General features: G+C 70.9%; 22 protein-coding genes and 1 riboswitch. Of the genes, 4 read left to right on the forward strand and 18 right to left on the reverse strand.

Annotated elements, in window-relative coordinates:
• Positions 1–34: 34 nt before the first annotated feature.
• On the reverse strand, positions 35–1,222 hold the full coding sequence (locus VAB18032_RS15995) for a chorismate-binding protein (RefSeq protein ID WP_043720938.1): 1,188 nt from the start codon (positions 1,220–1,222) through the stop codon (positions 35–37).
• A gap of 123 nt (positions 1,223–1,345) precedes the next feature.
• On the opposite strand from VAB18032_RS15995, the gene VAB18032_RS16000 reads away from it, so the two are divergent.
• Entirely contained in the window at positions 1,346–1,546 is a 201-nt protein-coding gene (locus VAB18032_RS16000; RefSeq protein ID WP_013733907.1) for a DUF5999 family protein, read from the forward strand.
• Between the two features lie 126 nt (positions 1,547–1,672).
• Here VAB18032_RS16000 and gcvP read toward each other — a convergent pair whose 3' ends face one another.
• From gcvP to VAB18032_RS16080, 16 genes are all read right to left on the reverse strand, one after another.
• Positions 1,673–4,495, reverse strand: coding sequence for an aminomethyl-transferring glycine dehydrogenase (gene gcvP / locus VAB18032_RS16005; protein WP_013733908.1), 2,823 nt, complete (start codon positions 4,493–4,495; stop codon positions 1,673–1,675).
• A gap of 78 nt (positions 4,496–4,573) precedes the next feature.
• Positions 4,574–4,672, reverse strand: a riboswitch (glycine riboswitch).
• An 86-nt stretch (positions 4,673–4,758) separates the two neighbouring features.
• A complete protein-coding gene (locus tag VAB18032_RS16010) occupies positions 4,759–5,643 on the reverse strand; it encodes an NAD-dependent protein deacetylase (protein ID WP_043720942.1) in 885 nt (294 codons plus the stop codon).
• An 81-nt stretch (positions 5,644–5,724) separates the two neighbouring features.
• Entirely contained in the window at positions 5,725–6,417 is a 693-nt protein-coding gene (locus VAB18032_RS16015) for a DivIVA domain-containing protein (protein WP_013733910.1), read from the reverse strand.
• A complete protein-coding gene (locus VAB18032_RS16020) occupies positions 6,414–7,586 on the reverse strand; it encodes a globin domain-containing protein (RefSeq protein ID WP_013733911.1) in 1,173 nt (390 codons plus the stop codon). The genes VAB18032_RS16015 and VAB18032_RS16020 overlap by 4 nt, the downstream gene beginning before the upstream one ends.
• Positions 7,587–7,588: 2 nt before the next feature.
• Positions 7,589–7,987, reverse strand: a complete 399-nt coding sequence (locus tag VAB18032_RS16025; protein WP_013733912.1) for a group I truncated hemoglobin — start codon at positions 7,985–7,987, stop codon at positions 7,589–7,591.
• A 446-nt stretch (positions 7,988–8,433) separates the two neighbouring features.
• Positions 8,434–9,021 carry a MerR family transcriptional regulator gene (locus VAB18032_RS16030; protein ID WP_013733913.1) on the reverse strand — a complete coding sequence of 196 codons (588 nt, stop codon included), beginning with the start codon at positions 9,019–9,021 and terminating at the stop codon, positions 8,434–8,436.
• A 197-nt stretch (positions 9,022–9,218) separates the two neighbouring features.
• Positions 9,219–9,683: a bifunctional nuclease family protein gene (locus VAB18032_RS16035; protein ID WP_013733914.1), complete on the reverse strand. Its 465-nt coding sequence runs from the start codon at positions 9,681–9,683 to the stop codon at positions 9,219–9,221.
• A gap of 174 nt (positions 9,684–9,857) precedes the next feature.
• The gene (gene ftsR / locus VAB18032_RS16040; RefSeq protein ID WP_193386323.1) at positions 9,858–10,553 is read right to left on the reverse strand and encodes a transcriptional regulator FtsR; all 696 of its coding nucleotides are present in this window, start codon (positions 10,551–10,553) and stop codon (positions 9,858–9,860) included.
• Between the two features lie 50 nt (positions 10,554–10,603).
• Entirely contained in the window at positions 10,604–11,056 is a 453-nt protein-coding gene (gene odhI, locus VAB18032_RS16045; protein ID WP_013733916.1) for an oxoglutarate dehydrogenase inhibitor Odhl, read from the reverse strand.
• 218 nt (positions 11,057–11,274) lie between these two features.
• Entirely contained in the window at positions 11,275–11,655 is a 381-nt protein-coding gene (gene gcvH / locus VAB18032_RS16050) for a glycine cleavage system protein GcvH (protein WP_013733917.1), read from the reverse strand.
• 53 nt (positions 11,656–11,708) lie between these two features.
• The gene (locus tag VAB18032_RS16055) at positions 11,709–12,629 is read right to left on the reverse strand and encodes a DUF881 domain-containing protein (RefSeq protein WP_013733918.1); all 921 of its coding nucleotides are present in this window, start codon (positions 12,627–12,629) and stop codon (positions 11,709–11,711) included.
• A 9-nt stretch (positions 12,630–12,638) separates the two neighbouring features.
• On the reverse strand, positions 12,639–12,971 hold the full coding sequence (locus VAB18032_RS16060; RefSeq protein WP_013733919.1) for a small basic family protein: 333 nt from the start codon (positions 12,969–12,971) through the stop codon (positions 12,639–12,641).
• A complete protein-coding gene (locus VAB18032_RS16065; protein WP_013733920.1) occupies positions 12,968–13,873 on the reverse strand; it encodes a DUF881 domain-containing protein in 906 nt (301 codons plus the stop codon). The genes VAB18032_RS16060 and VAB18032_RS16065 overlap by 4 nt, the downstream gene beginning before the upstream one ends.
• A complete protein-coding gene (gene clsA / locus VAB18032_RS16070; protein ID WP_013733921.1) occupies positions 13,870–14,496 on the reverse strand; it encodes a cardiolipin synthase ClsA in 627 nt (208 codons plus the stop codon). Before clsA ends, VAB18032_RS16065 begins: the two co-directional genes overlap by 4 nt.
• Before the next feature lie 299 nt (positions 14,497–14,795).
• Complete coding sequence (locus tag VAB18032_RS16075) at positions 14,796–15,974, reverse strand: PP2C family protein-serine/threonine phosphatase (RefSeq protein ID WP_013733922.1); 1,179 nt, start codon at positions 15,972–15,974, stop codon at positions 14,796–14,798.
• A 63-nt stretch (positions 15,975–16,037) separates the two neighbouring features.
• Complete coding sequence (locus VAB18032_RS16080; RefSeq protein WP_013733923.1) at positions 16,038–16,784, reverse strand: SAM-dependent methyltransferase; 747 nt, start codon at positions 16,782–16,784, stop codon at positions 16,038–16,040.
• Between the two features lie 122 nt (positions 16,785–16,906).
• Here VAB18032_RS16080 and VAB18032_RS16085 point away from each other — a divergent pair, with 122 nt between their 5' ends.
• Genes VAB18032_RS16085 through VAB18032_RS16095 form a run of 3 tightly spaced genes read left to right on the forward strand, consistent with a single transcriptional unit; the run spans position 16,907 to position 18,525 of the window.
• Positions 16,907–17,797, forward strand: a complete 891-nt coding sequence (locus VAB18032_RS16085) for a universal stress protein (protein ID WP_013733924.1) — start codon at positions 16,907–16,909, stop codon at positions 17,795–17,797.
• 42 nt (positions 17,798–17,839) lie between these two features.
• Positions 17,840–18,052, forward strand: a complete 213-nt coding sequence (locus VAB18032_RS16090) for a hypothetical protein (RefSeq protein WP_013733925.1) — start codon at positions 17,840–17,842, stop codon at positions 18,050–18,052.
• The gene (locus VAB18032_RS16095) at positions 18,049–18,525 is read left to right on the forward strand and encodes a hypothetical protein (protein WP_013733926.1); all 477 of its coding nucleotides are present in this window, start codon (positions 18,049–18,051) and stop codon (positions 18,523–18,525) included. The genes VAB18032_RS16090 and VAB18032_RS16095 overlap by 4 nt, the downstream gene beginning before the upstream one ends.
• Here VAB18032_RS16095 and VAB18032_RS16100 read toward each other — a convergent pair.
• Positions 18,522–18,725 carry a hypothetical protein gene (locus VAB18032_RS16100; RefSeq protein WP_013733927.1) on the reverse strand — a complete coding sequence of 68 codons (204 nt, stop codon included), beginning with the start codon at positions 18,723–18,725 and terminating at the stop codon, positions 18,522–18,524. The genes VAB18032_RS16095 and VAB18032_RS16100 overlap by 4 nt on opposite strands.
• Positions 18,726–18,769 lie beyond the last annotated feature (44 nt).

Genomic DNA, 18,769 nt, shown 5'->3' on the forward strand with positions numbered 1-18,769 from the left:
GGTGGTCGGTGTGCCAGGTGTGTCTGGTTGCGGATCATCGCAGGGCGGCGCGTACGGGGCGGGTTTTGGCTGCTGCTTCGGCGACTTCGGCGTCGGGGTCGCTGTCCCAGGTGATGCCGCCGCCGGCCCACACGTGCACGGTGTGGTGGTCGACGGCGGCGGTGCGGATGGTCAGGCCGAGGTCGATGTGGCCGGGGGCGACCCAGCCGAGGCCGCCCATGCTGGCGCCGCGGCCGACGGGTTCCAGGGCGGCGATGTGGTGCAGGGCGGCGAGTTTCGGGGCGCCGGTGACGGAGCCGCCGGGGCATACGGCGCGTAGCAGGTCGGCCAGGCCGAGGCCGTCGGCGGCCTGGGCGCGGATGGTGGATTCGGCCTGCCACAGGTCACACCATCGGCGTACGGCGAACAGGTCGTCGACGCGGACGCTGCCGGTGGCGGCGATGCGGGCCAGGTCGTTGCGTTCCAGGTCGACGATCATGATGTGTTCGGCGCGTTCCTTGCGGGAGGCGAGCAGGTCGGCGCGGCCGGTGGCGGTGGCGGGGCGGGTGCCTTTGATGGGGCGGGTGGTGAGGGTGCCGTCGCGGACTTCGATGAGGGTTTCCGGGCTGGCGCAGCCGATGGCCCAGTCGGGGCCGGACAGGACGCCGCCGTAGCGGGCGCCGGGGAGTCGACCGAGGCGGGCCAGGGCGGGCAGCGGGTTGCCGGTGTACGGGGCGGCGGCGTGGCCGACGAGGTTGACCTGGTAGACCTGGCCGCGGCTGATGGCGTGGCGGACGGCTTCGACGGCGGCGGCGTGTTGCGGGGGGCTCCAGCTTTCGGTCCAGGGTCCCCGCGACCAGCTGGTGGCCGGTGGTGGGGGTGGTGGGGTGTCGGTGTGGCCGTAGACGACGACGGCGACGTCGGGCAGGTCGGCGGGGCTGGGTGGGCCGGGGTCGCCGCCGACCATCAGGGCGCCGGCGGCGGCGGAGACGTAGAGGGCGGCGCCGCAGAGCTGCTCGTGGTCGTGGTCGTGGCGGGGTGCGGGGCGGGTGAGGTCGTGCAGGTGCAGGTCGTGGGCGGTGAGGAAGTCCTGGATTGCGGTGGCGGGGTCACCGCCGTCGGTGGGTCGCCACTGCCAGCGGGCGCGTTCGACGAGGCGGCCGCGGCAGGCGGTGGGGGCGGCGGGTGGCGCGACCACCATTCGTGGGAGCGCTTCCATGACGTCTGGGCGATGGATGCTCATCCGTTCAGTGGATTTCCCACGCGCCGCGCGGACATCTGCTCGATGCCGCGCGCTTCCGCTTGGTACTGTGCGTCACTGGTCATGTGAACCATGACACAGTGCCCCCACAGTCCGGAGAACCCGATGTGCCAGCACCAACCCACCTGCCCCTCCGCCGACGCCACCGACCGGGAAGCCGCCAAGGCCATCGCCTGTTTTCCTGAACAGGGCTGGAGCCTGCTCTGCAACGGCGTCATCGTTTTCGAGGACACCGGCGAACTGCTGCCCGACGGCAGCAGCATCGCACCCCACCGCGGACCCGCCCGCCACGCCCTCGCCGCCTGACCCGACCACGATCCGTCCCGACCTTTCCCGCGCCGCCTCAGGCTAGCCCCCCGCCGCGGCACTGGTCACCGCAGGTCGGCGTACCACCGGGGCGGCACTGCGACGCCCCGGCGCACACCCTGCCGCTCAGTCCTCGTACGCCTGCGGTGCCGGGCACGAACACACCAGATTCCGATCGCCGTAGCCGCCGTCGACCCGCCGCACCGGCGGCCAGTACTTCGCCACCCGGTCCACCCCGGCCGGATAGCCGCCCACCGACCGCGGATACGCGTGCGGCCACTGGTCGCCGGACACCATCGCCGCGGTGTGCGGCGCGTTGACCAGCGGATTGTCATCGGCCGGCCACTGCCCCGCCGCCACCGCGTCGATCTCCGCCCGGATGGCGATCATCGCGTCGCAGAACCGGTCCAGCTCGGCCAGATCCTCACTCTCCGTCGGCTCCACCATCAACGTCCCGGCCACCGGGAACGACATGGTCGGCGCGTGGAACCCGTAGTCGATGAGCCGCTTGGCCACGTCGTCGACACTGACCCCGGTCGCCTTCGTCAACGGCCGCAGATCCAGGATGCACTCGTGGGCCACCAGCCCCTTGTTGCCGGCGTACAGCACCGGGAAGTGCCCGCGCAGCCGCGCCGCCACGTAGTTGGCCGCCAGCACCGCCACCCCGGTCGCCCGGGCCAGCCCGTGCGCGCCCATCATCCGCAGGTACACCCACGGGATCGGCAGGATGCCCGCCGACCCGTACCGGGCCGCCGAGATCGCCGGCCGACCATCCACCGGCTCGCCGACCGGGTCACCGGGCAGGAACGGCGCCAGATGCGCGCGTACCGCCACCGGACCGACCCCCGGCCCACCACCGCCGTGCGGAATGCAGAACGTCTTGTGCAGGTTCAGGTGCGACACGTCCGCCCCGAAGCGGCCCGGCTTGGCGAAGCCGACAAGCGCGTTGAGGTTCGCCCCGTCGACGTACACCTGACCGCCGGCGTCGTGGACCTTCGCGCACAACTGCGCGATGCCCGTCTCGTACACCCCGTGCGTCGACGGATACGTCACCATGATCGCCGCCAGGGTGTCGGCGTGCGCCTCGATCTTCGCGTCCAGGTCGACCAGGTCGACGTTGCCGTCGGCGTCACAGCCGACCACCACCACCCGCATGCCGGCCATCACCGCGCTGGCGGCGTTGGTGCCGTGCGCCGACGACGGGATCAGACACACGGTGCGGTGCCCCTCACCCCGGGAGCGGTGGTAGGCGCGGATCGCCAGCAGACCCGCCAACTCCCCCTGCGAGCCGGCGTTGGGCTGCACGCTGACCGCGTCGTAGCCGGTGACCTCCGCCAGCCACCCCTCCAGCTGGCTGATCATCGTGCGGTAGCCGGTGGTCTGCTCGGCCGGCGCGAACGGGTGCAGGTGCGCGAACTGCGCCCAGCTGATCGGTTCCATCTCGGTGGTCGCGTTGAGTTTCATGGTGCACGAACCCAACGGGATCATGCCCCGGTCCAGGGCGTAGTCCAGGTCGGCGAGCCGACGCAGGTACCGCAGCATCGCCGTCTCCGAATGGTGGCTGCGGAACACCGGGTGGGTCAGGAAGTCCGACGTGCGGGCCAACGCGCCCGGCAGAGCCACATCGGTGTCACCGTCGACGCCGTCGACGCCGAACGCCGCCCACACCGCCGCCAGGTGCGCGCCCGTGGTGGTCTCGTCGCAGGAGATCCCCACCCGGTCGGCGTCGACCAGCCGCAGGTTGACGTTGCGGGCCGCCGCCGCGGCCACCACCTCGACGGCCCGCCCCGGCACGGTCGCGGTGACCGTGTCGAAGAACGGCACGTCGGCCACGTCGACGCCACCGGCCCGCAGGCCGGCCGCCAACCGGGCCGCCGACGCATGGGTACGCCTCGCGATGCGCCGCAGCCCGTCCGGGCCGTGGTAGACGGCGTACATGCTGGCCATCACCGCCAGCAGCACCTGCGCGGTGCAGATGTTGCTTGTCGCCTTCTCCCGCCGGATGTGCTGCTCCCGGGTCTGCAACGCCAACCGGTACGCCGCCTGCCCGGCCGTGTCCCGCGACACCCCGACCAGCCGGCCCGGCAGCATCCGCTCCAGACCCCGCCGGACCGCCAGATATCCGGCGTGCGGGCCACCGAAGCCCATCGGCACCCCGAAGCGTTGGGTGGTGCCCGCGGCGATGTCGACACCGATCTCCCCCGGCGGGCGCAGCAGCGTCAACGCCAGCAGGTCCGCCGCGACGGTCACCAACGCCCCGACGGCATGCGCGGCCTCCACCAGCCGGGCATGATCACGGACGGTTCCGGAGGCGCCCGGATACTGCAGGTGCAGGCCGAAGAACTCCGCCGGCAACTCGTCACGGTCGACGTCGACGACCCGTACCTCGATGCCGAGCGGCTGCGCCCGGCCGGTGATCACCGCGAGGGTCTGCGGCAGGGTGTCGGCGTCGACCACGTACACCGGGCTGCTGCTCTTCGACGCCCGCCGGGCCAGGGTCATCGCCTCCGCCGCCGCCGTGCCCTCATCCAGCATCGACGCGTTGGCGGTCGCCAGGCCGGTCAGATCCGACACCATGGTCTGGAAGTTCAGCAGCGCCTCCAACCGGCCCTGACTGATCTCCGGCTGGTACGGCGTGTACGCGGTGTACCAGGCCGGGTTCTCCAGCACGTTGCGGCGGATCACCGCCGGGGTGTGCGTACCGTGATAGCCCAACCCGATCATCGACACGGCGACAGTGTTCTCGGCGGCCAGGGCCCGCAACTCGGCCAGGGCGTCGTGCTCGCTGGCCGGCTCCGGCAGATCCAACCGGCCGTGCCAGCGGATCACCTCCGGGATCGCCGCGTCCATCAACTCGTCGATCGAGGCGTACCCGACGGTTTCCAACATCCGGCGCTCGTCGTCCGGGCCGGGACCGATGTGACGGTCGGCGAACAGCTCTGCGGTCATGGGTGGCGCTCCCGCGAAGGTGGGGGTCGACAGGTCGGCCCTCCCCCTCTGTCACACCCACGGGCGCTCCACAGTGCCTGACGCCACGCGGTCCTTTTGCCTGAGAGGTTCCGGGGAGGATTTGCCCCTTCGGCGCCGACCCGGCTACGCCAGGACGGTCTCTCCCACGTGGGTGCTACCGGCACGATCAACGCTACCAGCGCCCCGGCCGGCGCACACCGAACCCCCGGCCGACCCGCGTCGCAGGTGCCGTCGGTGCCCGCTCAGCAGCCGCCGGCCGGCGCCACCGCGTCGACCGCCGTCGGCTGCGCCCCGGCGGTCAGCAGCCGCTGCGCCAGGGCCGGCAACACCTGCCCCAACGGGGCGTCGACCCGCAGCAGGGCATGGGCGTCGCCCCGCGTCGCCCCCTGGTTGACGATCACCACCGGCACCCCGTGCCGGGCCGCCGCGGTGACGAACCGGCGCCCCGACAACACCGTCAACGACGACCCGAGCACCAGCAGCAACCGGGCGGCGGCCACCATCGCGAAGCAGTCCCGCACCCGCCCGGCGGGCACCGTCTCACCGAAGAACACCACGTCGGGCTTGAGCATCCCGCCACAGCTGCGGCAGTCGACGGTACGGAACCCGGCCACCTCGGTGTCGTCGAGTTCCACGTCACCGTCCGGGTTGATCGCGGCGGCCCGGGCGGTGAAATCCGGGTTCAGCCGGCGCAGCCGCCCGTCCAGCTCCTGCCGCGACGTCCGCTGCCCACAGCCCAGGCAGATCACCTGGTCGAGCCGCCCGTGCAACTCCACCACGTCACGGCTGCCCGCGGCGGTGTGCAGCCCGTCGACGTTCTGGGTGATCACCCCGCTCACCAGGCCGCCGTGCTGCAGCCGGGCCACCGCCCGGTGACCGTCGTTCGGCGCCGCCTGCGCCATCAACCGCCACCCCAGGTGACTACGGGCCCAGTAGCGGCGGCGGGCCTGCGCGTCACCCACGAACATCTGATACGTCATCGGGGTGTGCCGGCGGGCCACCCCACTCGGCCCCCGATAGTCCGGAATGCCCGACTCGGTGGACAGCCCGGCGCCGCTGAGCACCACCACCTCACCACCGGCCACCAGCCCCGCCACCGGCGCGATCACATCCTCCACCCGACCCATGCTGCCCCAGCCGCCACGCCCACGACCAGCCACCGCACCCGCCAGCTGGCCTCCCGCCGACGAGCCCGGGGGCCGCGCCCGTCAGGGCTGGTGGTGACGTGGCGCCGCACCCGCCGGCACCGCCGGCGCACCGATGCGCTCCATCGTGCGCGCCAACTGGGCACTGCCGTCGTCGAGATGCCGCGCCGCCGCCCGCATGTGCGAGATCATCATCTCGCCGTAGATCCGCAGCGCCTCCCGCGCCGCCACCCCGTCGTCGAACGACGCCCCGGCCGACGCCCGGTAATCCTGCACCGCACGCTCCGCCTCCTGACGGGCCTGCTCCACCGCCGCCCGCACGTAACTCTCGTACTGGGTGCGGGCGTACTCGGCGACCCGCCGCGCATAGTCGTGCGCCTGCGCGATGATCTGCTCGGCCTCCCGCTGCGCCGCCGACAGCAGATTCACCTCCTTGGTCGCCGGCAACGACGCCGTCGGCTCCGCGCTCGGAATCACCCCGTGCCGGTGCAACTCCACATGGTCACCCAACCGCTCGTTCTCGGCGCGCAGGTTCGCCACCTGGGTGGCCAACAGATCCAACTCGTCGGCCACCTGCATCCGGAACCGGTCCACGTCGGCCTGGTCGTAGCCGCGCCGCGCGAACGACGACGAACCGAACTCCCACCGCCGGACCCGGTCCGCGGTCATCCGCACCGGCACCCCACCGACGACATCGGTGCCGTCGTACCGGCCGAGGGGCACCGCCACCCCGACCCGACTGCCAGACTCACTCACCGGGCACCTCCGCGATCGTCAGGGACGGTCGACGTCGCCGACCGCCACGCCGGGCCGTACCACCGCTGACCCGGATCCTCGTGGTGCAGCTGCCCGGGGTGATAACCCGCGCGGGTCAACGCCGCCACCGTCCGCGCCACCACGTCATCGGAACCACACACGTACACGTGCCGGGACCGCCAGTCACCGTCGGCCAACGCCCGGTCCACCGGATACACGAACTCACCCGGCCGCTGCAGGTCCAACCCGGCCACCTGCGTCACCGTCAACCACGGATACGACGCCGCCAGCTTGTCGAGCCCCTCGGCGTCGTAACACTCGCCGTGCGAACGGAACCCGACGTACAGGTCGACGCGGCGCGGCGACTCCTCGGCCGCCACCTGCTCCACCAACGCCTTCAACGGCGCCCAGCCGGTACCGGCGGCCAACAGCAGCAGATTCGCCGACCCGGCCGAGGACAACGTCAACCCGTCCCCCACCGGCGCCGCCAGGTGCACCTGGTCACCCACCGCGCACCCGTACACCAGCCGCGACGACACCGCACCACCCGGCACGGCCCGCACATGCAACTCCAGCGTGCCGTCCGCGCGGGGAGCGTTCGCCGGCGAGTAGTACCGCCACGACCGCAACGCCGGATGCGACAACCCGATCGACTGGCCCGGCGTGAACGGCAACAGGTACTGCGGTCGTACCGTCAGCACCGCCACATCGAAACCCCGCCGCTCATGACCGACCACCTCCGCCACCCACCACGGTGGCTGCACCGCCTCGGCGGCCTGCGCGGCCTCCGTCATCACCTTCGCCACCAGCCCGTACGCCGCCGACCAGTCCTGCGCCAGCTCGTCGGTCCACGCCTCGGCGAGGAAATGCCGCAACGTCGCCAGCAACGCCTGACCGACCGCCGGATAGTGCTCCGCCCGCACCGCGAACTTACGGTGGTCGGCACCCAGCTCCTGCAGGTAACCGGCCAACCGGTCGACCTGATCCACCTGCGACACGATGTGACCGAGCGCGGCGACCAGCCGATCCCGCTGACCCGCCATGTTCGTCGGAAACAGCTGCCGGGTCTGCGGATGGGTCAGGAACAGCGTCGAATAGAAGTACAGCGGCACCTGGTCACCGTGCGCGGCGACCGCCGACCAGCTGCGCTTGAGTCGGGAGACGTCCACGCTCAGGCGTCCGCCTGACGCCCGCCGGCCACCACCTGGTCCTGCACCTGCGCCAACACCGCCTGCACATCGGTGATCACGTCACCCGGCACGTTCAGCTGCGTCAACACCGCCGTCAGGTGCCCGCCCACCTGCTGGTAATGCGCCACCGGAACCTGCAACGGCTGATGCGCGGTGGCCAGATCACGACCCCGGTACTCGTTCGGGCCGCCCAGCACCACGGTCAACATCTGCGCCATGTGCCGACGCTGCCCGGCCATGTCCACCGCGGTGAAGTAGCCGGCCAACTCCGGGTCAGCCAGCACCCGGTCGTAGAACAGCTCGACAGCGGCCTTGACCGAACCGGCCCCACCGATGCGCTCGAAATGCGAAACCGGCGTGGGCTCCTCGGTAACCGTCACAGGTCGTTCCTTCCCGTTCAGCAGGGGTGGGCGCGTCGACGCGCGCCGACGACGATCCGCGGACATCGACAGTGCCGCGACGCTACGGCAGCGACGCCATGCAGACCGTGACGGACGATAGCGTGCCGCGCCGCCCACGTCAGGGTCGACCTGTCAGCTGGCCGACAGCACCCAGTCACAGACCGTGATGAACGAAAACCGTCGGTCATCGGACGAACACGCAAAGCGGTCATCCTCGAACAAGTTCACACCCCGACCACCAGCACTGGCCAGCGCCGACAACCAATCCGACGACCCGCGACCCACCACACCGGACCGACACCGGCGACCAGAGGACCACTCAAAGTGATCGCGAAGAATTCAAAGAATGGAAACAATCCCCACCCGGCACACCCACGGGTGACACCACAGCATGCCAGTCGCGACCCAGCCGACCGACCGCGCAGTCAGCCGGCCCGACGCCGCGCCCGACGCGCCGCCAACTCGTCACCCACCGCCGGCTCCTGCGGCTCGTCCGGCTCCGCCACCACCCCCGCCGGCTCCGCCGGCAGATGCGACAACGACCCCTGAATCTCCTTGAACGCACCACCGATCGCGATGCCGAACACCCCCTGGCCGCCCTGCAACAGGTCGACCACCTCCTCCGGAGACCGACACTCGTACACCGTCGTCCCGTCGGAAATCAACGTGATGCCCGCCAGATCCGCCACACCACGCGACCGCAACGCCTCGATCGCCTTACGGATGTTCTGCAACGACACCCCGGCGTCCAACAACCGCTTCACGACCTTCAACACCACCAGGTCGCGGAACGAATACAACCGCTGCGTCCCCGAACCCGACGCATCCCGCACACTCGGCACCACCAACGCCGTACGCGCCCAGTAGTCCAACTGCCGGTAACTGATGCCCACCGCGTGGCACGCCGTCACACCCCGGTACCCCACCGCACCGTCACCGTCAGTCGCCGACCCGGGTGTCCCACCCGACTCGTCCAGCCCGGTGACCGGATCGGAATCTCGCGGCTCGTGCATCCGGACAACCTCCCCGTCAGTGCGGTGACACGTCGTCTCTGAGACGCGCACCCCTCGACACGGGCAACCCTATAGCGACCGGCCCGCGTTACCACGGAGAAACCATCGCGACACGCCGCGCATCGACAGCGACGAGCATCACCATCACCGACAGTAACCGGCGAAGTGAGGACAAGCAGCGACCCGGGCCCACCAGCTCAGCCGGCGAAATCCTCCGGACGCACCTGCTCCAGGAACTCCCGGAACTTCTCCACCTCGTCCTCCTGCTCATCAGGGATCACGATCCCCGCCTCACTGAGGACCTGCTCGGCACAACGAATCGGCGCACCGACCCGCAACGCCAGAGCGATCGAATCACTGGGCCGCGCCGAGACCCGCACCCCGTCACCGATCAACAGATCAGCGAAGAACACGTTCTCCTTCAACTCAGTGATCTCCACCGCCCGCAACGGCGCCTTCAACGCCGCCAACACATCCCGCAGAAGATCGTGAGTCAACGGCCGGGCCGGCTTGACACCCTGCTGCTCGTAAGCGATCGCCGTCGCCTCCACCGCGCCGATCCAGATCGGCAGATAGCGGTCCCCCTCGACCTCCCTGAGCAGGACGATCGGCTGGTTACTGGGCAACTCCACCCGAACCCCGACCACGCTCAGCTCGCGCACCGCCGCCTCCGTGTCGTTGTCACCTACGCCGCACCGCGCCCTTCTCTGCACGGTACACGGACCGCGACACGGCCGTCCCATGCGCTTCCCGCACCAACAACCGCGCCAGAAGAGGGGTTACCCCCGCAAGCCTACGCCACGCACGACGGGCAGATCCGGCCACACACAGCCGCCTCAGCGCCCCAACGTCGAACGCAACCCCACCCGCACCAGCGCCGCATGCAACTGCTGCGACAACCCCACCAGCTCCCGCGCCGTCTCCGCCGCCCGAGCCCGCGCCGCCGGATCACTCTGCCGCACCAACGGCGCCACCAACTGCGCGAACAAACCGACCTCCCGGTCCGCCGCCGTCCGATAACCCCGCAGATGCCGCGGCTGGAACCCGTACGCCGAAAGCCCCGCCACCGCCTTCGCGATGATCAACGCATCGCCGTCGTACCAACCCGGCGGATCCGACACCACCAGCCCCAGCCGCTCCAACTCCCCCAACGTCGACTCGTCGATCCCGCTGCGCGACACCAACTCCGAGCGGCCCAACCGCACCTGAGCCGACTCCGGAGCAGCACCCCGCCCCGGCACCTCACCATCGGGACCCACCGCCACCAACGCCGGCCGGGACCGCTCCGGCACCTCACCCGTGGCTTCCCACCCCGCCAACTGCTCACGGATCACCCGCAACGGCAGATACTGATCCCGCTGCGCGGTCAACACGAACCGCAACCGCGCAACATCGTCCCAGCCGTACTTCCGGTAACCCGCCGCCGTCCGCTGCGGCTCCACCAGGCCCTCGGCCTCCAGGAACCGCAACTTAGAAATGGTCACGTCGGGAAAATCCACCCGCAGCTGGGCCAGCACCTCGCCGATACTCATCAACGGCTGGGCGCGACCCGCCCCGGACGGCGTCGAGGCCGCAGGCTCGTTCACCCCCGGCCGGCCTCGCCCTCAGGGCGCGGACCGGCGATGAACACCACCCGGAACTTGCCGATCTGCACCTCGTCACCGTTGGTCAACGTCGCCGCCTCGACCCGCTCCCGGTTCACGTACGTGCCGTTCAAACTGCCCACGTCCCGCACCGTGAACGTCCCACCATCACGGTGGAACTCCGCATGCCGACGCGACACCGTCACATCGTCGAGAAAAATGTCACTGTCCGGGTGCCGCCCACTGGTCGTCACATCGTGATCCAGCAGGAACCGCGCACCCGCGTTCGGACCCCGACGAACCACCAGCAGCGCCATCCCCGGCGGCAACGAACCGGACATCCGGCTCGGCACCACATCGGTGTCCGGCCCCTCCAACGCTTCTTCGAGCGAACCGAGATTGAGCGTCGACGTGACGTCGAGCGGGGGGAACTCGTCGCCTGGGCGAGTCATGGGACCACCTCACGGATCTGTTTCGGTCGGCGTCGGGTGACGGCGGGTCTGGCCGCCGGGCGCACATCCCCCCGGCGGCTGGCTCTCCGTGCCCCGAAAGGCTGTCCGCGACGCTCAACAAATGGGTTCTCGGTCGACTGGGCGAGCCTAGCCAGCGCCGAAAAACAGGGCAACCGGACGCGCGGCACAGACACCAACGCGCCGACACAGCAAAACGCTCAGCTCTCCGTCAACTCGCGATACGCGTCCGCGGTGAGCAGCCCGTCGACCGCCGCCGGATCCGCCACAGCGATCTCCACCAACCAACCCGACCCGTACGGATCCGTGTTGATCACCTCGGGCGTGTCGGCCAACACCTCATTACGCGCCGACACCGTACCCCCCACCGGGGCGTACAACTCCGACACGCTCTTGGTCGACTCGATCTCACCCAACGGCTCACCGGCCGCCACCACCGCACCGGCCTCCGGCAACTGCACGTACACGATGTCGCCGAGAGCATCCTGCGCGAAATGAGTGATACCGACCCGCACGGCCCCGCCGTCAGCGGCCGCCACCCACTCATGCTCAGCGGTGTAACGCAGATCCTCAGGAATCACCAGCGTCCTCATCCATCGCGACACCGGACCTCACCGATGCCGGCCCACCAGGCCTAACCGACCGGACGGGCGTGTTCCAGTGTTCTGGGCACGTGCAGCGCCGAAACCTCGGCAACCTCACGATCCTCAACGATCACGTTACCGCCGTCCTGCGCAACCGACGCCACCACCCCACCGGGAATGTTCAGCCCCGTACGCATCGTCGCCGGATCACCGATCACCGTGATCGTGAACGGACCCGACAACGGACGCCCATCCACGATCAACGAGCCGTTCTCCCCGTCCAGGAAGTACGTCGACGCCACGATCCGCACCGACGCCCGGTCACCACCGGAAATCTGCATCGCCTCCGCGCCCGCACCCCGCAACTCCTGCACCGCATCCAACACCCGGATCGCCGAGATCGGCTTCGCACCCGCCTGGAACCGCACCGCCAGACCCGGACCCCGCGCCGGCAACGTACCCGCCAGAATCCCCAACTCGTCCGCCCGCCGGGTCGCCTCCTGCAACGCCGCCTGACGCCCCTGCTCACCCGAACGCAACTGCCGCTGACTCTCCTCCAACGCCGAGATGTCCTGCCGCAGCCGAACGTCCCGCGCCTCCAGGTCGTACAGAATCCGCACCAGGTCCTCCTGGCGCGCCGCCGCCAACGACGAATCCGTCGACGTGGTCTTCAACTGCACCGCCAGCGTGAACCCCAGCAACACCAGCAACACGCTGATCATCACCGTCGCGGAACCGAACCGCCGCCAACCCGCCGCCACCGCCGCCGCGAACGACCCCGCCGCCGACTCGTCCCCGCCGTTGGCCGGCGCATCGTCCTCCGGCGGGCGCCCCTGCGGCGACAACGGACTCAGCTCGTCCGGATCCGGCGCCTCCGGCCGCGGATCCGGCTCACCCGCCGGACCATCCGGCCGCACCGGACCCGCCGGCTGCGGCCACCCCGTACCCGTCTCGGTGTGCTCGTCAGTCACGCCACAAACCTACGCCCGGAACAGGTGCCGGCGGATCGCCGCCACGTTTCCGAAGATGCGCACACCCAACACGACCACCACACCGGTGGACAACTGCCCACCCACACCCAACTGATCACCCAGATACACGATCAACGCCGCCACCAACACGTTCGAGATGAACGACACCACGAACTGCTTGTCGTCGAAGATGCGGTCCAACTTCGCCCGAACCCCACCGAACACCGCGTCCAGCGCCGCCACCACCGCGATCGGCAGGTACGGCTGCAACGCCGCCGGCACCGTGGGATCCAACCACAGACCGAGCACCACACCGGCCAGCAGAGCCAGCACCGCGATCATCGACCACCTCCGGAGGGACTGGGGGACCCGCCACCCGACGGCGACACACTCGGACTCACCGCAGGCTCCGCGTAGCGTAGCCGCGGCTCCGGCGCCGCCGGCAACGTGAGGTCATCGACCTGCCGCACACCGAACGACAACCCGGTGTCCTGCGCCACCTTGCGCATCGTCAATGCGCTCCGGCTGGCCTCGTACCGCTCACGCATCGACCTCGGACCGATCGCCGACACCTCGTACGGCCCGGTCACCGGCCGGAAGTCCACCAGGATCGCCTGACCCGCGTTCCGGATCGTCGAGGTCGCCGTCAACCGCTGCCCGTTGATCGCGATCGCCTCCGCCCCCGCACCCCACAGGTCATTGGCCACCCCCTGAAGGTCGCTGTAGAGCACCTGCGACGGGCCGACGTTGGCCCCACCGAGGCCATCCTGACCACTCGGGCCGTCCTCCAACCGGACCACCACACCGTCGCCACGCACCCGACCGAGACCGGTACTCGCCGCAAGATTACGCAGCCGCGACGCCTGCGAACCGCTCAGCTGCGCCTCCCGCTGCCGGTTCACCTCATCGCGCAGCTGGTCGGCCCGCTCCGACATCGCGTCCGTGTCGGCCTGCCGCTGCTTGATCTGCGCCACCAGACCCGAACGGGCCTGCGCCCGCCCCGACTCCTCGGCCGTGGTCTGCCGGTACGCCACCGCGCAGAGAAAACCCAGCAGCACGATCAACACCAGGCTGACCGGACTCACCGTCCAGCCGGGTCGAGGCGATCCCCCGCGACGCGCCCGCGCCTGCGCCGCGTCTTCGTAACCCGGATCCAACGGGTTACGGAACAACTCGGTCAGAAAGTCCGGGGTGAAGGTCCGTACGCCGCGACGCTCGTCGTCGTCACCCACCCGCTCGCTCATGCCTCTCCCCGTCCCCGTACCGCCCGCACCAACTGGCGGGCCTGGATCACGTAGAACGCGCCGGCCACCCAGTAGAGCACCAGACCCCACCAGGCCAGGGCCCAGCCCATCGGGTGCGCGACCGCCGTGGTGGCCGACACCGTCGCGGCCAGCAGCAGCAGCGGGAAGGCCGCGAGCAGCAGGAACGTGGCGGTCTTACCGACATAGTGCACCGGCGGCGGACCGTAGCCGTGCCGGCGCAGCACCGCCAACGACACCAGCAGCAGCGCCTCCCGGGCCAGCAGGGCCGCGGTGAACTGCCAGGGCACCACGTCCCGGGCGGTGAAGGCGATCAGGACGGCGAGGATGTACAGCCGGTCGGCGAGCGGGTCGAGCAGCTCACCGAGGCGGCTGACCTGGCGCAGGCGGCGGGCGATCCAACCGTCGACCCAGTCGCTGGTGCCGCCGACGGCCAGCACCACGACCGCGGCCACGTCCGCGCGCGCGACCAGGAACAGGTAGAGGAACAACGGGACACCGGCCAGCCGTACGAAGCTGATCACGTTCGGCACGGTCAGCACCCGGTGCTCTCCACCGGCGTCGGCGGCCTGGGGTGGCTCCGTTCGAGCGGGCCGACGCGACACCGAACCTCCTTCGCGGCACGCCGGTCCACCGCGGGCCTCTGGTCCGCCGGCGGTCGTGCGTGCTGTCCCGTCGGCTGACGCCGACTCCCCCTGTGATCCCGATCCGGAATCGTCCCTGGCCCTGCCGTCCGCTGTCGAAGATCGCGAACCGGCGGAATGCGCTGCCACTATATCGGGCCCTGGTGCAGGCCCCGCCTTGTAGCGGCGCCGGGTGTGATGCCTGGTGTCGAGGTGACGGTGGTCACCACGCGTAAAGCGTCCTAGGATGAATGCTGTCGGGGTGGGCAGGTGCCTACTCGTCAACGGTCCGCGCGCTCGCCCCCGCCGTGCCAGTCCAGGCACACCACCACCGCGTCGTCGCGCAGGTCGGCGTCGGCGTGGAAGGCCTGCAACTCGCGCATCACCGTCCCCACCGCCTCGCTCGGCGGCTGCAACCGCGTGGCCCGCATGGACCGGGCCATCGCCCGCTGGCCGTACGCCTCCCGGCCGCTCGGGTCCGCACCCCACACACCGTCGGAGACGACGAACAACCGGTCCCCCGGATCCAGGTCGAACTCCTGCAGGTTGTAACGGGTCTCGGCGAACATGCCCAACGGCAGCTGCTGCTCCAGCACCAGGCGGGTGACCGCGCCACCCCGCAACCGCATCAGATGCGGCGAGCCCGCGTCGACCGCCCGCACCCGCCCGGTCGTACAGTCCAGTTCGAGCAGCACGGTGGCCACGTGCCGGTGCCCCCGATGCTGGTAGTAGACCGTGTCGGAGGCCAGTTCGGCCTGTTCCACAAGTCCGCCGCCGGAGCGGCGGGCGTTGCGCATCGCGTTGACCGTCACCGCGGTCAGCAACGCCGCGGCGAGCCCGATGGTGTCGCCGTTGAGCACGGTGACGGTCAGCCGGTCGTCATTCAACGACCAGTCGAAATGGTCACCGCTGACCGTGTACGCCGGTTCCAGCTGGCCCGCCAGCTGGAAGGCCTCGTGGCTGATGCCGCGCCCGGGCAGCAGCTCCCACTGCAACTCGGCCGCCATGCTCAGCCGCTCCCGGCGGCGGGCCCGCCGATACCTGTCGGTCTCCCGGTCGGCGGCGCGCAACGCCATGGCCACCTCGCCGGCGATGTCCGTTGCCGCGGCGACGACCTCCTCCGACGGCGCCTGCGGCAACTCGACCATCAGCACACCCAGCCGCTCCCCCCACACCGTCAGCGGCAGGTAGAGCCGGCAGCGGCCCTGTGGTTCACCGCCCCGCACCCACTGCTGACTGCTGAAGCACCGCTGCACCATGCTCTGCACCGCCTGACCGGCGACCTGCGGCTGGCGGGAGTCGAGCACCGGCCACAGACCGTTGATCCGGTAGTCGGCGACGAACACGGCGGTGCCCACGGCACCGAGTACGGAACGAATGGCCTGGTCGGCGGCCTCGACCACCCGGTCGGGCGGCGCCTCGCGCAGGGCGCGGGAAATCCCCGTGAGCGCATCCGCCATGACCATCCTCCGAAAATTACTTGCCCTGGGGCAAGCATCATACGGAGGTAGGGCGACCCCCGGTCACCCGGCCGACCGCACCGCCACCGCGCCGTGGAAGGCGTCCGGCACCTGCTCCGGCGCACCGTCCGGCCGCCAGTGCGGCACCGCGACGATCCCCTCCGATGTGGGCGTCCACCGCCCCAGCAGCGGCGCGAATGCCGCCGGCGTGCGCATCCGGAACGCCGGCCCCATCATGGCCAGCGCCTCGGGGTGGCCGGCCAACTCCTCGGTGTCGAAGTCGATGGCCAGGTGACTGCCCACAGCAGACGCCCGGTACAACTCGTCGAGCGTGCGGGCGAGGGTCTCGTCGTCGAGGAAGGCGGCCAGACCGAGGAACACCACACCCACCGGCCGTCGACCCCAGCCCGGCACGAAACGGTGCAGCAACGCCGGATCGATCGTGCCGATGTCGGTGGCGTCACCGTAGCCGTAACCGGCCCGGTCGCTGCCGGCCAGCAGGCGTTGCCCGAGGCGGATGGTGACCGGGTCCACGTCCGTGTAGAGGACTGTCGCCTCCGGGGCCACCTCGTGCACGTTGCCCATCGTCGGCACCCCGGCGCCGAAGACCAGGAAGCTGTCCACACCGGTCGCGGCGATCGCGCGGACGGCCCGGCCGAGGAAGGCCCGCAGCGCCCGGAAAACCGGCGCGCACGGCCCGTACGCCTGCTCGAAGGCATGCGCCGCCGCCACGTCGACCGGGTAGTGGTGCGTCCCACCGAGCCAGAAGTCGATCATCCGTGCCGTACTCGGCTGGTCGGGCTCCACCATCGACGACGCTCCCTCCCCCGGCGGTCGGGGTCAGCGTACCGACATCGGCCCCCTGGCCGGTATAGCCCCGCTGACCTGCGGCGGCCCGCGATACTGACGCAAACCGGCAGACGGGGGTGGCGGTGGACTCGGCGGTGGTGGTCGGCGTGGACGGCTCCGAGGCGGCACTCGCCGCGGTACGGCTCGCCGCGGCGGAGGCGGCGCGCAGGCATCGACCGTTGCGGGTGGTGCACGCCTTCATCTGGCCGTCGCTGCACTCCCCCTTCACCCCGGGCACCGAGGGCCCGGCCGACGGAGGGCTGCGCGGTCAGGCCCACCAACTCGTCACCGCCGCCGTCGACGAGGCGCAGACCACCGCACCGGGCCTACGGGTGACCGGTGAGATCGTCGACGGTGCGCCGACAGCCGTCCTGCTGCAGGCCTCCGACGACGCCGCGCTGGTGGTCCTCGGCGACCGTGGGCTGGGTGGCTTCACCGCCCTGGTGGTCGGCTCGGTCGCGGTGACCGTCGCCGCGCACGCCCGCTGCCCGGTCCTGGTGGCCCGCGGTACCGCCGACCCGCAGGGACCGATCGTGGTCGGGGTCGACGGCTCCGACGTGTCGCGGCGGGCCGTGGAGTTCGCGGTGCAGACCGCGGCGTTCCGCGGCGCCACGGTGGTGGCGACCCACGCCTACCGGCATCCCGCCTCGACCGGCCCGGGCGACATGCAACCCCTGGTGTACGACGAGTCGCAGCTGCAGGCCGAGGAGGAGCGGGCACTCGCGGAGTCCATCACCGGGCTGACCGACCGCTACCCGGAGGTGACGATTCGCCGTGAATCGGTGCGGGGACGCGCCCCGAAGGTGCTCACCGAGGCCTCCCGTACGGCGCAGCTGCTGGTGGTGGGCGGTCAGGGGCGTGGCGAGCTGACCGGTTTGCTGCTGGGGTCGGTGAGCCGGTCGATGCTGCACCACAGCCACTGCCCGGTCGCGGTGGTCCGGGGGGACGGGGTTGGCCCCCCTCCAGGCGGGTAGACGGGGCGCGTACGTGACCGGCGAGCACCAGAGGAGACAGCGATGCCTGGACCGAGGCCTGGTAGTAACGCCTACGACAAGCAACGCGCCCGCCTGCGCAACGCCCTCGACAACTCCGGTCGGGGCGTCACGGACGAACGGGCCGACGAGGCCGCCAACCGGATCCTGCAGGACGAACGGGGTCAGCGGGGCATCGCCCGGGGCGAGCGCACCTACGGCCCGAAGGGCAACCGTGAACCGGGTGATCCGAAGTGAGGCGCAGCGCGCTCACCGACGGGCTGATCGCGGGGGCGGTGGGCACCACCGCCCTCAACGTCGCCACCTACCTGGACATGACGGTACGGGCCCGACCGGCCAGCCAGAGCCCGCAGGAGAGCGCCGGTCGGGTGGCCGACGTGGCCCATCTGGACCTCGGGTCACCACAACGGGCCGAGAACCGGCTCTCCGGGCTCGGCGCGTTGATGGGGTACGGGCTCGGCGTGGCCGCCGCCGTCGGCTTCGCGGCGTTGACCCGGGGCCGGCGGCAACCCGTGCTGCGGGCCGCGGCGCTGCTCGGCGGCGGGGCGATGACACTGTCCGACGGGACGCTGACCCTGCTCGGTGTCACCGACCCGCGTACCTGGCGGCGCAGCGACTGGCTCGCCGACCTGCTGCCGCACCTCGCGTACGGGCTGACGGCCGCAGCCACCTGGAACCGGCTGCGGCCGTCAACGGTGACCGGAGGTTAGTCCCGGTCGCTCTCGTCCTGCGCGACCGGCTGCCCGGTCGGCCCGTACGGCGACACCTGTCCCCGAGGCACCGGGCGTCCGGCGTCGGCCCGCGAGGTGCCACGGTTACGCGGATGACCGGTCGGACCCGGTCCCTTGCTGTCCTGACTGGTGGCGCCCAGGGCGTTGCGGCGCAACTCCTGCTGCTGCGGGTTCGTCATGGTCGTCTCCCTTCGCCAGGTGTGGCGGGACGCGACAGTCGACC

The sequence above is a fragment of the Micromonospora maris AB-18-032 genome, assembly GCF_000204155.1.
Lineage (GTDB): Bacteria > Actinomycetota > Actinomycetes > Mycobacteriales > Micromonosporaceae > Micromonospora > Micromonospora gifhornensis.